Consider the following 14,723-nt stretch of genomic DNA (forward strand, 5'->3'; position numbering starts at 1 on the left):
AAAATTTAAAGTTGAAAATCTGCGGTTTTCAGTTGTTTAATCACTTGTTTTAGTTCTGGGAAGTTTGGCATTTCGTCCCATTGTTCGGAGAATTGGTAGAGATTGTCTATGCCTTGATGAAGACTTTCTATAAAATGAGCCTTTCTTTGTATTAGTCCTCTAAAGCCATAAGCTCCCAAAACTTGCATAAATCTAATGAGTTGTATTACTTCTACCCCATTTTTAAGTTGGGTTTGAGTTTCTTTGTCGGTATATAGATTGAAATAAAAATCTAGCATTTCTTGTCTAAAGTCTTCAGGGAAGTTGGCTTTTGCTTGGTAAAGCATAGAAATAACATCATAAATTAGAGGTCCTTCCATTGCGGACTGGTAATCTATGAAAAACACCTTATCCGATGCGTTTACCATAATGTTTCTAGATTGAAAATCCCTTATCATTAGTCCACGAGGCTCTATGCGTTCTATACGCTTTACAATTTCTTTAAACTCTTTGAGAAGGGTAGATTTATGGTAATGAAGTTCTAAAGTATCTACCAAAAAGTTTTTGAAATAATATAAATCGTGGGTGATGGGCAAATCGTCATAGACTTCGTATTCAAAAGTTTTGGAGTAGTCTATTTGGTTGAGAGTGCTTTGCTGAAAATGATACAGAGCCGCTAGGGTTTCTTTTACCAAAAATTTCACTCTGTCGCTTAGTCCTTCTTTACTGATGATTTCCGATAAAGTATGGTCGCCTAAGTGAGTTTGGATATAAGTCGTTCTATCTTCGGAGATTTTGAGAAGCTGGGGTGTGTTCAGTTTTAAATCAAAAAATAAAGAAGAAAAATAAAAGAACGCTTCATTTTCTCTTAAGTTTTCGTTGTAGGTGATGATGTACTTTTCTCCCGTATGGCTTATGCCTACATAGTTTACCCGAGCGGAACCACTAGCAGGTAAGGCTTCAAAATGTTGGGCAGGATTGCCAAGATAGGTTTCAAAGAATTGTTTTACCGATTGAAAACTCATAAAGTATTATTTTTTGATTTAATGGAATTAAAACTATTTTTGGCGTTGAGGTGTTTTACTCATCAATTTTTCTATCACAAGGTAACATACCAAAAATCCTAAAACAAAAATGGAAATTCTAGATAATAAATCTCCTGTTCTGGTGTAGAAAGTAGTGCCGTCGTATAAGTTAATGTCGGCAACCAAAGCGGTTTGGTCTCCGTAGAAAGTATCGGCTACAATCTCTCCTTTGGCATCTATGTGGGCGGATATACCACTGTTTGCCGAACGAGCAACCTCTCGTCTAGTTTCTATGGCTCTTAGTTTTGCATAAGCGAGTAACTGGCGATGACCTTGTGTAACACCCCACCAAGAGTCGTTGGTGAGAATTCCTAAAAAGTTAGCTCCTTTCTTTACATAATCGGTAACAAACTCACCATAAATGCTTTCGTAACAGATAATTGGTGCTATTTTACCTTTATTGTAAGGGTTGGTAAATACCGCTCGTTCTTTATCCATTCCTAATGACGAAATTGTGCCTCCAAAATTAAGCATAGCCTCTCCCAATAAAGGTTTTAATACAGAAATATAAGGGAATATCTCTACACCTGGAACGAGCTTGGCTTTATGATAAAGTTGATAGGGCAGAGAAGGAGCAATCTGTATAGCAGAGTTATAGTTCTCCACCCAAATCCCTTGGGACGGATAATAGCTTGCTGTTTTGGGAGCTTCATTCTCGTTATAGAATACATTATAAGTAGAAACGCCACCTACAAAAACCGATTTAGGCTGGTGGCTAAGGTAGTCTTCTACCTTTTTAATGAGGGTGCTTTGCTTCAATCCTTTTTCTGATAATCCTCCGTATCCTGGGAACGCTGTTTCTGGAGCAAGATAGAAATCTATATTAGAGGTCTGATGTTCTTTAGCGAGATGGAGCAGTTCATCTACGATTTGTAGACTGTCTTTTTGGTATTTCTCGGTATAAGGGTTAAGGTCTGGTTGTAGCATCACAGCTCTAACTTTCCCAATAGGTTTTTCATTAAAGTTGTGATATTTAACTAAAGAGATAAGCATAGGCACAACAATAACAGCAGAAACGATACTGATGTTTTTTATTAAATCTTTTCGTACTCTTCCTGCTTCCCAAATTCTTAAAGCATAAAATGCAAGAACATTGATGATTAAAATCCAAAAACTGCCACCAGTAGCACCTAATGTGTCGTACCACTGTATGAGTTTAGGATAGTCGGCAAAGACATTGCCTAGATGAAGCCAAGGCCAAGAAAATTCCCATTCAAGGTGGAATTTCTCAAAAGACATCCATATCACAATGAAAAAAGCCAATCCCCAATAGGTACTTTTAACATTTTTGTACCAGTGGTAACATTGGAACGCTAAACTCATCAAAAGTGAATTAACCAACACTGGAAATAATACAGCGAAAATGGCGTGAGAGCCATCGGGATTTCTGGCTTCGTATAGCCAGCCTGTGGTAATGCTATTCCATACTAAAAAGGCGATATAAGAACTGCCAAAAACCGCCCAGCCTCTTCTTTTAATACTACTGAATTTAGAAATATCATGCTCTACCATAAGTAGAGGCACAAAGGCAAAAAATATAAAAAACGGCACACCGTAAGTGGGCCAAGAAACACTAAATAAAAGTCCTGATATAAGGGCTAGAATAATATATTTCATTCTATTATTTTTGGAGAAACAAATTTAGTGTTTTAAAATTGAATATTTTTGCAACCTATGTTAAAAAAGCTGTATCAAATTTTAATACTACCATACGCTTTGTTGCTTTTGTACTTTATGTTTGTAGGATTTGGGCGAACGCCTTACGATTATAATATAGTACGCCTAACGCCATTGGTCTCTACATTAGAATTTGTGCAGAAATCGGTGCTGTGGCAAAATGTAGTTATTAACATTTTTGGGAATATCATTATGTTTATTCCGTTTGGATTTTTAGGGTGGTGCGATCCTAAATATCAAAACCTAAGGATACTCTTACTAGATTTTATCGTTGCCATTATCATCGTTGAAAGTATGCAATATTTCACACGGCTAGGTGTGTTTGATATAGATGATATTTTGCTAAATACCTTTGGGGTGCTATTAGGCTATTTAGGTTGTCGTAAAATATCAACCGCTATCCATTAAAATACTGCCATACTATACTGCCTTTAGACTTGCCCAAAATTTCCTCTAAAGTTTCCTGTGAGGCTTCTTTAATACGCTTTACTGATTTTAGTTTACTTAGCAATAGCTCTATGGATTTAGCACCAACACCTGGGATTTCTTCTAGTTCTGATTTTATGGTGCTGTTGGTTCTTCTAGTACGGTGGTGCTTTACTCCAAAACGGTGGGCTTCGTCTCTCACTCTTTGTAAGACCTTAAGTGTTTCTGAAGTTTTGTCTAAATATAAAGGAATAGGGTCGTTAGGGAAAAATAGCTCTTCCAACCTTTTGGCAATACCTATGATGGAGATTTTACCATATAAATCTAACTTTTTTAAACTTTTAACGGCAGAGCTTAGCTGCCCCTTACCGCCGTCTATCAAAATCAGTTGAGGTAGAGACTCGCCTTCATCTAAATATCTTTTATATCTTCGGTAAATCACTTCTTCCATAGAAGCAAAGTCGTTAGGACCTTCTACGGTCTTGATATGGAAAATACGATAATCCTTCTTGCTTGGTTTACCGTCTTTAAAGACGACACAGGCAGATACAGGGTTAGTCCCCTGAATATTAGAATTATCAAAGCCTTCAATGTGTCTTGGCTCTTCTGGAAGCCTAAGAAGTGTTTTCATTTCTGCCATAATGCGGTTGGTATGGCGGTCAGGGTCTACAATTTGGATTTGCTTTAGTTTTTCTAGACGATATTCTCTCGCATTTTTTTCGGAAAGTTCTACAATTCTCTTTTTGTCGCCCACCTTTGGAACGATGAGTTTCACTTGAGGAATTTCGGTGCCTAAATGGAATGGTAGTAATATTTCCTTAGATTCAGACTGAAATTTATCTCTAATTGCAACTACAGCTTCTTCTAGTATTTCTTCGTCGCTTTCTTCTAGTTTTTTTCTGAATTCGGAAGTATAACTTTGAACGATATTTCCATTTCTGATTTTAAAATAATTGATGTAAGCCGCCGTTTCATCACTCACCATACCAAATACATCTACATCATCTATACTAGGATTAACCACAGTGTGTTTAACCTGATAATCTTCCAAAAACTCCAATTTTTCCTTTACCATTTGAGCTTTTTCAAACTCTAGGTTGGAGGCGTGTTTTAGCATCTCCTCTTCTAAGTAGGCTTTTGCCAAACGGAAATCTCCTTTTATAATTCCTCTTACAGCATTGATTTTCTTTTCGTAATCTTCCTCACTTTCCAGACCTTCGCAAGGACCTTCGCAGTTTTTAATGTGGTATTCTAAACAGACTTTATAATTGGCTTTCTCTATCCTATCTTCAGAAAGATTAAGTGTACAAGTCCTGATTTTATAGAGGTTTTTAATGGTTTCTAAAAGTACTCTAGCGGGTTTTACTTTAGCGTAAGGACCATAATATTCGGAGCCATCTTTAATGCGTTTTCTGGTAAGAAATAGCCTAGGGAAAGGTTCATTTTTGATGCACAGCCAAGGGAAACTTTTGTCGTCTTTCATCATAATATTGTAGAAAGGCTGATGTTCCTTAATGAGGTTGTTTTCTAAAAGGAGGGCGTCGTATTCACTAGGAACTATGGTAATCTCCAAGCGATGGATTTTTTTAACCATAATTTTGGTCTTATAACCCACTTGACTTTTATTGAAGTAAGATAGCACCCTATTTCTAAGGTTTTTGGCTTTCCCTACATAGAGCAGTTGCCCCGCTTCGTCATAATAACGGTAAACGCCAGGCTCTTTTGGTAAAGTTTTTAGCTGAAGTTCTAAAGTTTCATTCACCTCACAAAAGTACAAAATTTTACTTTTGGCTTAGTTGATGCTTCTCTACCTGCGTAGTGGTATGTATATCCCAATGGATTTGTTTCTGAAAAGGAGCCGAACGAAATGGACAATCTAACTGACAAATTTCGCAGGAGAATGGTTTGCAATCGTCCATATGGAAGTTAAACTCTACTGTCCGTTCCGTGTGTGCTAGGAGTAGTCTTATGGCTTTTTCCATTTCTTGGTGAGCTTCTCTTAGGGTATAGTAGTAGGGGAGTGTAATGTGGGCGTCTATATGCAGATGAGCACCAAACTGTTGCACTTTTACATTATGTATGTCTATCCATTCGTTGCGGCGGAAATCTTGCAGTACTTTTACAATTTCGGAGAGTAGGGCTTCGTCTTTTTCGTCCATAATGCCGCTTAGGGCTTTTCTTACAATTTTGTACCCTACGACAATAATGTATCCTCCAAAAAATAAAGCCACTACGGCATCTAGCCAATACACTTTAGTAATGTAAACCAGAATTAAACTCAATACAACGCCTAGAGTAGTTAGCGTATCAGACTGGAGATGTTTTCCTGAGCTCATAAGCACTAGAGAATTTTCTCTTTTTCCCTTTTGGTGAGAGATATATCCCATGATGTAATTGATGAGTGCTGTAATAGCCACAATAGCAATTCCCCAATCTAGCTTTTGAAGGGTGTTTTGATTAAGGAGTGAGTTGGCAGACTGTACAATAATCAGTATCCCTGCGAAGATAATTAGGACACCTTCCGCTCCAGCGGTTAGAAATTCTATCTTACCGTGTCCATAAGGGTGGTCGTGGTCTTTGGGTTTTGCCGCAAGGTAGAGAGAGTAAAGCCCCATAAAAGCAGAAATAATGTTCACAATACTCTCCATAGCATCAGAGAAGATGGCGTCGGAGTTGGTAAGATGCCACGCAATAAGCTTTCCTATGAATAAAGCTACACCTATAAAGGCAATGCTCCTTTGGAAGGTGAATTTATTTTTCTCTGGTGTCATATTTATAAAGGGTTAAGCGGAGGTGAGTTGTGTGATAACGGTGATGGTATTTTGCTCTAGTTCTTCTAATGTCCCATTATTATAGATGATAAAGTCGGCTAACTTTATTTTGTCTTTTTCGGGCATTTGTTGTTTAATGATGTTTTCAACCTCTCGGTAGGTCTTTTGGTCTCTATCCATCACTGTTTTAATACGGAGATTGTCCTCACTAGTTACCAAAACCGATTGATGACAGGATTGATGCAACCCTAACTCAAATAAAAGAGCCGTTTCTTTAAATACAAATTCGGTGTTCTGCTGATTGACCCATGTTTCAAAGTCTTGCTTTACTGCTGGATGGATAATTTGGTTTAATTTCTCCAATAAGTCTTTATTATCAAATACTTGCTCTGCAACCCATTTTCTATTATAAGTGCCATCGGTAGTATAGGCATCTTTACCAAGTAGATTGATAATCGCATTTTTCAAAGTTAGGTTATCATTAACAATAGCTTTAGCTCTAGCATCTGAATAATAAACAGGATAGCCCATTTTCTCTATGAAATGGGCTGCCGTAGATTTTCCAGAACCAATACCGCCTGTGAGTCCAATTATTTTTTTCATTTATTGGTTTAATGATTAGTAGCCAAATACTTCGTTGAAGCTAAAGGTTTCGTCTAGTCTTACGCCTTTTTCGGTCATTTTTAGAGAAGCGAGTTCGTGGTAGGCGTCGTGTTCAAAGAATAGTAAATACTCATTATCTACACATTGTTTTAAAAACTTTTCTTTCTCTTCCATTGTTAGAAGAGGACGAGTGTCGTATCCCATAACATAAACCAAGGGAATATGCCCCACGGTAGGGATTAAATCCGCCGCAAAAACAATGGTTTTATCTTGATACTTGATGACTGGGAGCATCTGTTTTTCGGTATGCCCATCTACGAAGATAATGTCCATTTTTAACTCCGGAGCAAAACCGTAATTTCCTGTTTTAGGAAGCGGCAAAAAATCTAACTGTCCACTTTCTTGTATAGGCAAAATGTTTTCTTTTAAGAAAGAAGCCTTTTCTCTAGGGTTAGGATTAACCGCCCAATCCCAATGATTTTCGTTAGACCAAAATTTAGCATTTTTGAATGCGGGGCGATAGCCAGACTTGTCGTCATTCCACTCTATGGCACCACCACAATGGTCAAAATGAAGGTGAGTTAAAAAAACATCGGTAATATCCTCCCTTACGAAGCCATATTTTCTAAGGTTTTTATCCAAAGAATCATCACCCCAAAGAGAGTAGTGTCCAAAGAATTTATCATCTTGTTTGTCTCCCAAACCACAATCTACTAAGATGAGTTTTTTGCCGTCCTCTATCAGTAGCGAACGCATACCTAGCTCTATGAGGTTTTTCTCATCAGCAGGATTAGTTTTTTGCCAAAGCGATTTAGGCACAACTCCAAACATGGCACCGCCGTCTAGTTTAAATTTTCCGCATTGGATAGGATATAGTTTCATATAGTTATGTTTTTTAGTGTTTAAATTAAAATAGGGTTAGAAAAGTTCTCCCATATTTTTAGTTCTATTGATGTTAAGGTGTTTATAAGCCTTATCGGTAACTTCTCGACCTCTTGGCGTTCTGATGATAAATCCTTCTTGAATTAAAAAAGGCTCATAAACTTCTTCCAAAGTTTCTGGATTTTCTCCGATGGAAGTGGCTAATGCAGAAATTCCCACAGGTTTCCCTTTGAAGTTTTCTATCATCACTCTCATGATTTTGTTGTCCATATCATCAAGCCCAAACTCATCTACATTGAGAGAATCTAGTGCGAATTTGGTTATCTTTATTTCTATCTCGCCATTGCCTTTTATTTCCGCAAAATCTCGCACACGGCGAAGTAGAGCGTTAGCAATTCTAGGAGTACCTCGGCTTCTTCTAGCTATCTCTAGTGCGGCATCTTCATAAATAGGAATGCCAAGCACTCTAGCACTTCTTTCGATAATCATACCTAAAAGTTCTACCGTGTAGTACTCTAACCTAGATTGTATCCCAAACCTTGCTAGCATTGGTTTGGTAAGCATACCACTTCTTGTAGTGGCTCCAACTAAAGTAAACGGATTAAGATTGATTTGTACTGAACGGGCATTAGGTCCTGTTTCCAGCATAATATCTATCTTGTAATCTTCCATAGCGGAATAAAGGTATTCTTCTACTACGGGAGATAAACGGTGTATTTCGTCTATGAAAAGAACATCGTTTTCTTCTAAATTGGTAAGGAGTCCAGCCAAACTTCCAGGTTTGTCTAAAACGGGACCAGAGGTTACTTTAAAACCTACGCCCAATTCATTAGCAATAATGTGGGCTAGAGTGGTTTTTCCTAACCCTGGAGGACCATGCAAAAGTGTGTGGTCTAGTGCAGAACCTCGTTTTTTGGCAGCTGCTACAAAAACTTCTAAATTATCCAAGGTACGCCTTTGCCCCGCAAAATCTTTGAATGATTGAGGGCGTATTTGCTCTTCTAATAAAAGCTCTTCGGCTGAATAATTTTCTTTATCTGGATGTAAGAAGTCTGGCATAGCTTACTAATATCTGAGGTCAAAGATAAGGTTTTGTTATAAATTAAACTAAAGAATAAATGTGAAATTGAGTTTGGGAGAAATACAATTGGTTAATATAAAAAATCCTCACAGTTCTCATTCTGTAAGGATTTTTATGTTTAGATTTTAATTTAATAAAACTATTCAGCTCCTTCTTGGAAAGTACGCTGCCCTAATTCTTGGTCAAAAAGATAAAGTGCAGAGTTGTTATCTTTTACCATTTTTATCTTAGCAACCAGCTGAGATGCAGATGCTTCTTCCTCTACTTGCTCATTGATGAACCATTGTAGAAAAGATGCCGTAGCATAACTTCCTTCCTCATTAGCGATTTTATAGATGTTGAAGATACTTTTGGTCACTTCTTTCTCGTGGGCTAAAGCTCTTTCAAATATATCTAAAGCGTCATTAAATTCATAAGGCGGAGCATCTACTTGTCCTAAAATTACTCTTCCACCAACATCATTAAGGAAATCAAACATCTTATCCGCGTGCATCAATTCTTCCTTAGCTTGTACACGAAAATAGTTAGCAATACCATCTAAATCTTGGTTATGGAACCATGCTGCCATAGATAGATAATATTGTGCAGCGTATTGCTCTTTTGTAATTTGTTCGTTAATGAGTTGTTCTATTGTTGTACTTATCATAATTTAAGATTTTCTACAAATTTAAGGAAAATATTGTAACTTATTTTAAGAGAGTAATATGTAATTTCTATAGAGTGTTTAGACTAAATGTATTGATTCCTGAAAAAATCTTTTTTGTGAGTCAAAGGCTAGATTATTAAGGTTTAAATCATTTTTATTTATCCAAATGATTTCATTTACTTCATCTAGTTCTAGCTCTAGTTTAGGCTTTTCAGTGAGTTCGTATTGAAAGAATAAATCCATAGTGTTATAATCTATACCTTTATAGTGGTAAATGTTATCTTGGCTAGAAAGGTAGCGGAGTTTATTTGAATCTATATTAAGTTTTAATTCTTCGTAGAGTTCCCTTTTGCAGGTGTTTTCTGTGGTTTCTTTTGGGTCGCAAAAACCACCAGGGAGGTCTAGCATTCCTTTTTTAGGGTCTTGATTTCTGCGAGTGAACAAAATTTCATCTCCGCAAGTAACGAGTACCGCTACGGCAGCGGCACAATTGTGATAAAGTACAAAAGAACATTTGTTACAGGAGAATTTTCTAAGGTCGGTAAAAACTAATGTTTCTTTTCCGCATTTGGGGCAATATTTTAGTGTCATATGTTTAAAAATTAGTATTGTTTCTTGGGTGATATTTCATAATGGTTTCTCGGAGGTCTTCGTTGTCTAGATGGGTATAAATTTCTGTGGTTGTAATGCTAGAGTGTCCCAGCATTTCCTGAATGTATCTAAGGTCAGCACCGTTTTTTAGTAGATGCGTAGCGAAAGAATGTCTAAAGGTATGTGGAGAAATATTTTTTTTGATGTTGGCTTGTAGTGCTAAATCTTTAATGATGATAAATACCATCACACGAGTAAGCTTAGAGCCTCGTCTATTCAAAAATAAAATATCAGAATGCTTTGGGTTGATTTTTATTTCTGACCTAACTTCTAAAAGATAATCCTTGATAAGTTCCGCTGTATATTGAGCTAAAGGAACAAGGCGAGTTTTGCCACCCTTTCCGTCCACAATTATAAATTCTTCTTCAAAGTTGAGGTTAGAAATTTTTAGTTCTACCAATTCGGAAACCCTCAGTCCACAACCATAGAGAGTTTCTATAATGGTATGGTTTCTTTTACCTAAAGAGGTTGTTTTATCTATAGCCTCTATAAGACTTTCTATTTCCTCAAAACTTAAAGTATCAGGGAGGTATAAACCTAGCTTTGGAGTTTCGAGTAGTCTTGCAGGGTTATCAGCCCTTAATTCGTCTTCGTGTAGAAATTTAAAAAAAGCTTTTATAGAAGAAATCCATCTAGATTGACTTCTTTCATTGGTGTAGTTTTTAGATATTTGGTAAAGATATTCTTGTATTTGTTCGTAAGAAATATCTAAGGCGGAAGTATCGTTTAGTTTATTTTCAGCGAAATATTGCAGTTTTTTTATATCTCTAGTATAGGCATCAATGGTGTTGTTTGAAAGGTTTTTTTCAAACTTTAGAGCATTTGCAAAGTCTTGTATTCGCTCGTTCCAATCCATTTAATTTTCTAGCAAATCTTGCGGGATTTGAGTTACCTCCACTCCTGCATTTTTAAGGAAAGTAAGTCCTTCTTCGTCAGAATAATGGTCTATATAAACTAATCTTTTAATTCCTGATTGGTAGATGAGTTTGCTACATTCTTTGCAAGGCGAAAGTGTAAGGTAAAGTGTAGCACCTTCTGCAGTTTGTGTGGTTCTCGCGAGTTTTAGAATGGCGTTGGCTTCGGCGTGTAATACATACCATTTGGTTTGCCCTTGCTCATCTTCACAGCAATTTTCTAGTCCAGAAGGCGTGCCGTTGTAGCCGTCTGAAATAATGGTGCGGTCTTTTACAATAAGAGCTCCTACTTGCTTTCTTTTGCAGTAGGAAAGCTTGGCCCATTCTTGAGCCATTTTAAGGTAAGCGATGTCAAATTTGTTATGTGATTCCATTAAAGATGTTTTTGGAATTTTTTGTTTAAAAGTTAGGTTTTCTTTTTTCTAAAAAAGCAGAGACTCCTTCCTTTTTATCTTCCATTTCAAATAGCTCTCCAAAAGCTTTTATTTCCACTTCGTAGCCGTTGTTACTATCTGATGCATTAACGGCTTCTATTGCTTTGCTAATGCCTTGTGGTGAGTTTTTAGCAATAGTTTCGGCTAGTAGTTTAGTTTGAGGTAGAAGTTCTTCTTGAGAGAAAACCTCGTTTACTAAACCAATTTCTTTAGCTTTTTCTGCCGAAATCATTTTTGCGGAAAATATCATCTCGTTAGCAATGCCTTTACCTACTAATTTAGGAAGCCTTTGAGTGCCGCCATAGCCAGGAATAAGCCCTAAAGTAACTTCTGGTAAACCCAATTTTGCATTATCCGAAGCGTAGCGGATATGACACGCCATCGCTAATTCTAGTCCACCTCCAAGAGCAAATCCGTTTACAGCGGCTATGACAGGTTTTTTGAGTTGTTCAATTTTGTTGAATAATGTATTTTGCCCTGTTCTTGCTAATTCTTCTGCTTTTGGTGTATTGAAATCGCTGAACTCTTTAATGTCAGCTCCAGCGACAAAAGATTTAGCTCCACTTCCTGTGAGAATAATAATTCTGATATTTTGGTCAGCCTCTAACTCGTCTAAAGCGGAGCTTAGTTCTTTTATAGTAATAGCATTAAGGGTGTTAAGGCTCTCAGGTCTATTGATAGTGATAGTCGCAATTTTACCTTCTTTTTCTGTGATAAGATATTGATACATAATTTTCTGTTTTTAAACAGTTGGGGTAGGAGCATTTTTTTCAATTAGTCCTAAAGTTTTCAATTCACTCCAAAAAGCTTTGTTGATGATTTCGTTTCCGTGTAACGAAATAAAATTCTTGTAAATTTGTTCTGCATTTCTACAACCAGTGAGTACAGAAACTACAGCAGGGTGTGCCATTGCAAATTGCAGAGCAGCCGTTCTTAGGTCAACACCGTACTTAGTAGCTACAGCTTGTAATTGCTTTCTCTTTTCTGCAATTTCTTTAGGAGCAGGATTAGGAGAGTAGTTCCAAGTTTCATTTCCTGCAAGATAACCACAGTTTAACGGAGAACCGAGTACTATTTTTACCTTGTTTTTTTGCAAGGTAGGGAAGGTTTCATTTAGAGCCTGTTTATGATCTAGTAGAGAGTATTGTGTAGCCATTAGACAAATATCTGGTTGCGAAAAATTCAGTGCTTCTAGAACCGCATCGGGCTGATTGATACCAAAGCCCCAACCTTTGATGATGCCTTCTTCTTTCATTTTGGCAAGCTCAGGGATAGCTCCTTTTTTAGCTTCTTCAAAGTATTTTTGATACTCTTCTTTAGAACCAAAATTAGCAGGGTTTAAATCGTGAATAAAAACAAAGTCTAACTTCTGAACGCCCATTCTTAATAAGCTATCTTCTATTGATTTTCTAGCTCCACTTGCTGTGTAATCGTAATTGAAAACGGCATTCATTGGGTTTTTCCAAAGATGTTTAATTTGTTCCTTTGGAGCGATGCCAGGTTTTAAAATTCTGCCTACTTTACTGGACAAAATATATTTATCCGAAGGTTTGCCGTCTAAAAACACTCCAAATCTCCTCTCACTAATCCCATTGCCGTATCTAGGAGATGTATCATAATAACGAATGCCTAATTCCCATGCTTTTTCCAGAGTTTTTAGTGCGTCCTCTTCTGAGGTAAGCTTCCAAGCTCCTGCTAACGGAACGCCTCCAAGCCCTAATACTTTATTAAGGTTATTGCCGTCGTTTAGAGGTGGCATTTCTTCATTATATTCATCAATGGGCTCGTGGTCTTCACTGTTTACAACAGTACTTTGACCTAACAAAGTAGTAGGTACTGCTGCTGCCGATAATACACCTAAACCTAAATTCTGCAAAAACTCTTTTCTTTTCATATTACTATACTTTTGTTTGGTGTCTAATATACGAAAAAAAAATAAAGTTTTACTTTTGCTGATGCATATCATTAAAATTGATGCTGATGCCAAGTCCAGAAGCTACTTTCATTCCTAAATCCAAATTAGCACGGAAGAAATGACATAGCTGTCTATTGATGATTTCTTCTCTTCTTTCACCATCAATTTTTTGCATATGGTTTATAATATTTTTCACAAGGTTGGCTCTAGCTTGGTCGTCCATCGCTTTGGAATAAAGTAATCCAGGTTGTGTAAAATGGTCATCATCATTTTCATTTCGGTTGAAAAAAGCCACTTTATTATTATCTAAATGATATTCGTGGGCTTTGTAGGAAGAGTCAGGTTTTATATCATCAAAGCTATTTGGATAATAGTTTGGACTATCTTTATAGTTTGAAGCATCTGCCATTGCACCATCTCTATGATAATGATTTACCGAGAATGGGCAACGATTAACCTGCAACTGATAAGCATTAACGCCCACTCTATAACGATGTGCATCTGGATAGGAGAAGATGCGTCCTTGTAGCATTTTGTCAGGGGAAAGTCCAATGCCATCAATAATATTACTAGGAGCAAAAACAGATTGTTCTACTTCGGCAAAATAATTATTAGGAATTTTGTTGAGTTCCATTTCTCCAACTTCTATTAAAGGAAACTCGCTATGAGGCCAAACTTTGGTTATATCAAAAGGATTCCAACGAAACTCATTAGCCTGTTCTTCGGTCATTACCTGTATGTAGAGTGTCCATTTAGGGAAGTTGCCACTTTCTATTGCATTTACAAGGTCTTCTTGAGCAAAGTCTGGATTTTCACCTTTCATTTTCACAGCTTCCTCATCGGTAAAGTTTTTAATACCTTGTTGAGTTTTAAAATTGAATTTCACCCAAACCCTTTCATTATTAGCGTTAATCATAGAAAAGGTGTGAGAGCCAAAGCCGTGCATATGGCGATAGCCGTAAGGTGTACCTCTATCTGACATCAGGATAAGCACTTGATGAAGAGATTCAGGGTTAAGAGACCAAAAATCCCACATCATGGTGTGGCTTTTGAGGTTAGTTTTTGGGTGTCTTTTCTGTGTATGAATGAAATCGGAGAATTTTTTGGCATCTTTAATGAAGAATACAGGTGTATTATTGCCCACCAAATCCCAATTTCCGTCTTCTGTATAAAATTTAAGAGCGAAGCCTCTTGGGTCTCTTTCGGTATCGGCACTACCTTTCTCACCACCAACTGTTGAGAAACGAGCAAACATCTTGCAGGTGTTGCCTACTTTAGAGAAGAGCTTAGCTTTAGTATATTTGGTAATATCATTGGTTACGGTAAATGTTCCGTAAGCTCCTGTCCCTTTTGCATGTACTACTCTTTCTGGTATTCTTTCTCTTACGAAATGTGCCAGTTTTTCCTGTAAAACAAAATCTTGTAATAGGACAGGACCTCTAGAGCCTACAGTCTGTGAGTCTTCGTATTCGTAGTAAGGACTTCCAGAGACGGTGGTGAGTTTTTTATGAGACATATTGTTATTTTATCTTTATTTTAGGTTAAAACTACACTATTGTAGATTCGTAAAATTAAACAAATTTAGGTATAAAATGAATAAACATTAGTATATTTGCGTAGAAAAATTTTAGGGAAGCCTTATTTACAATTCTATAAATA

Annotated in this window: 15 protein-coding genes; 1 reads left to right on the top strand and 14 read right to left on the bottom strand. The window is 36.9% G+C overall.

Annotation, left to right across the window (positions count from 1 at the left end; all coding sequences use genetic code 11):
• Positions 1-5: 5 nt before the first annotated feature.
• Positions 6-1,004: an aminoglycoside phosphotransferase family protein gene (locus RA0C_RS08095; protein WP_004916511.1), complete on the bottom strand. Its 999-nt coding sequence runs from the start codon at positions 1,002-1,004 to the stop codon at positions 6-8.
• A 33-nt stretch (positions 1,005-1,037) separates the two neighbouring features.
• Positions 1,038-2,681, bottom strand: coding sequence for an apolipoprotein N-acyltransferase (gene lnt, locus RA0C_RS08100; protein WP_004916512.1), 1,644 nt, complete (start codon positions 2,679-2,681; stop codon positions 1,038-1,040).
• 57 nt (positions 2,682-2,738) lie between these two features.
• On the opposite strand from lnt, the gene RA0C_RS08105 reads away from it, so the two are divergent.
• Positions 2,739-3,149, top strand: a complete 411-nt coding sequence (locus RA0C_RS08105) for a VanZ family protein (protein ID WP_004916514.1) — start codon at positions 2,739-2,741, stop codon at positions 3,147-3,149.
• Here RA0C_RS08105 and uvrC read toward each other — a convergent pair.
• The 12 genes from uvrC to RA0C_RS08165 all read right to left on the bottom strand — a co-directional run bounded on the left by uvrC (position 3,139) and on the right by RA0C_RS08165 (position 14,580).
• Positions 3,139-4,929, bottom strand: coding sequence for an excinuclease ABC subunit UvrC (gene uvrC, locus RA0C_RS08110; RefSeq protein WP_015345294.1), 1,791 nt, complete (start codon positions 4,927-4,929; stop codon positions 3,139-3,141). The genes RA0C_RS08105 and uvrC overlap by 11 nt on opposite strands.
• 19 nt (positions 4,930-4,948) lie before the next feature.
• Positions 4,949-5,938: a cation diffusion facilitator family transporter gene (locus tag RA0C_RS08115; protein ID WP_004916518.1), complete on the bottom strand. Its 990-nt coding sequence runs from the start codon at positions 5,936-5,938 to the stop codon at positions 4,949-4,951.
• Between the two features lie 12 nt (positions 5,939-5,950).
• Entirely contained in the window at positions 5,951-6,541 is a 591-nt protein-coding gene (coaE, locus tag RA0C_RS08120) for a dephospho-CoA kinase (RefSeq protein ID WP_013447085.1), read from the bottom strand.
• A gap of 15 nt (positions 6,542-6,556) precedes the next feature.
• Entirely contained in the window at positions 6,557-7,423 is an 867-nt protein-coding gene (locus RA0C_RS08125; protein ID WP_013447086.1) for an MBL fold metallo-hydrolase, read from the bottom strand.
• A 36-nt stretch (positions 7,424-7,459) separates the two neighbouring features.
• Entirely contained in the window at positions 7,460-8,482 is a 1,023-nt protein-coding gene (gene ruvB / locus RA0C_RS08130; RefSeq protein ID WP_013447087.1) for a Holliday junction branch migration DNA helicase RuvB, read from the bottom strand.
• 161 nt (positions 8,483-8,643) lie between these two features.
• Positions 8,644-9,150: a ferritin gene (locus RA0C_RS08135; RefSeq protein ID WP_013447088.1), complete on the bottom strand. Its 507-nt coding sequence runs from the start codon at positions 9,148-9,150 to the stop codon at positions 8,644-8,646.
• Positions 9,151-9,228: 78 nt separating this feature from the next.
• Positions 9,229-9,741, bottom strand: coding sequence for an NUDIX hydrolase (locus RA0C_RS08140; protein ID WP_004916529.1), 513 nt, complete (start codon positions 9,739-9,741; stop codon positions 9,229-9,231).
• Between the two features lie 4 nt (positions 9,742-9,745).
• Positions 9,746-10,657 (bottom strand): site-specific tyrosine recombinase XerD, encoded by a 912-nt coding sequence (gene xerD / locus RA0C_RS08145; protein ID WP_013447089.1) that lies wholly within the window; start codon positions 10,655-10,657, stop codon positions 9,746-9,748.
• Positions 10,658-11,089 carry a deoxycytidylate deaminase gene (locus RA0C_RS08150; RefSeq protein ID WP_013447090.1) on the bottom strand — a complete coding sequence of 144 codons (432 nt, stop codon included), beginning with the start codon at positions 11,087-11,089 and terminating at the stop codon, positions 10,658-10,660.
• A 25-nt stretch (positions 11,090-11,114) separates the two neighbouring features.
• Complete coding sequence (locus RA0C_RS08155; RefSeq protein WP_004916537.1) at positions 11,115-11,879, bottom strand: enoyl-CoA hydratase/isomerase family protein; 765 nt, start codon at positions 11,877-11,879, stop codon at positions 11,115-11,117.
• A 12-nt stretch (positions 11,880-11,891) separates the two neighbouring features.
• Positions 11,892-13,043 carry an aldo/keto reductase gene (locus RA0C_RS08160; protein WP_004916539.1) on the bottom strand — a complete coding sequence of 384 codons (1,152 nt, stop codon included), beginning with the start codon at positions 13,041-13,043 and terminating at the stop codon, positions 11,892-11,894.
• A gap of 49 nt (positions 13,044-13,092) precedes the next feature.
• On the bottom strand, positions 13,093-14,580 hold the full coding sequence (locus RA0C_RS08165) for a catalase (RefSeq protein ID WP_013447091.1): 1,488 nt from the start codon (positions 14,578-14,580) through the stop codon (positions 13,093-13,095).
• Between the last annotated feature and the right edge of the window lie 143 nt (positions 14,581-14,723).

Origin of the sequence: Riemerella anatipestifer ATCC 11845 = DSM 15868 (assembly GCF_000252855.1) — a bacterium.
Taxonomy (GTDB): domain Bacteria; phylum Bacteroidota; class Bacteroidia; order Flavobacteriales; family Weeksellaceae; genus Riemerella; species Riemerella anatipestifera.

Bases quoted from the DNA above. Each gene is read 5' to 3' on its own strand.
- RA0C_RS08095 (WP_004916511.1), bottom strand. From the start codon at position 1,004: ATGAGTTTTCAATCGGTAAAACAATTCTTTGAAACCTATCTTGGCAAT.
- lnt (WP_004916512.1), bottom strand. From the start codon at position 2,681: ATGAAATATATTATTCTAGCCCTTATATCAGGACTTTTATTTAGTGTT.
- RA0C_RS08105 (WP_004916514.1), top strand. From the start codon at position 2,739: ATGTTAAAAAAGCTGTATCAAATTTTAATACTACCATACGCTTTGTTG.
- RA0C_RS08115 (WP_004916518.1), bottom strand. From the start codon at position 5,938: ATGACACCAGAGAAAAATAAATTCACCTTCCAAAGGAGCATTGCCTTT.
- coaE (WP_013447085.1), bottom strand. From the start codon at position 6,541: ATGAAAAAAATAATTGGACTCACAGGCGGTATTGGTTCTGGAAAATCT.
- RA0C_RS08125 (WP_013447086.1), bottom strand. From the start codon at position 7,423: ATGAAACTATATCCTATCCAATGCGGAAAATTTAAACTAGACGGCGGT.
- ruvB (WP_013447087.1), bottom strand. From the start codon at position 8,482: ATGCCAGACTTCTTACATCCAGATAAAGAAAATTATTCAGCCGAAGAG.
- RA0C_RS08135 (WP_013447088.1), bottom strand. From the start codon at position 9,150: ATGATAAGTACAACAATAGAACAACTCATTAACGAACAAATTACAAAA.
- RA0C_RS08140 (WP_004916529.1), bottom strand. From the start codon at position 9,741: ATGACACTAAAATATTGCCCCAAATGCGGAAAAGAAACATTAGTTTTT.
- xerD (WP_013447089.1), bottom strand. From the start codon at position 10,657: ATGGATTGGAACGAGCGAATACAAGACTTTGCAAATGCTCTAAAGTTT.
- RA0C_RS08150 (WP_013447090.1), bottom strand. From the start codon at position 11,089: ATGGAATCACATAACAAATTTGACATCGCTTACCTTAAAATGGCTCAA.
- RA0C_RS08155 (WP_004916537.1), bottom strand. From the start codon at position 11,879: ATGTATCAATATCTTATCACAGAAAAAGAAGGTAAAATTGCGACTATC.
- RA0C_RS08160 (WP_004916539.1), bottom strand. From the start codon at position 13,043: ATGAAAAGAAAAGAGTTTTTGCAGAATTTAGGTTTAGGTGTATTATCG.
- RA0C_RS08165 (WP_013447091.1), bottom strand. From the start codon at position 14,580: ATGTCTCATAAAAAACTCACCACCGTCTCTGGAAGTCCTTACTACGAA.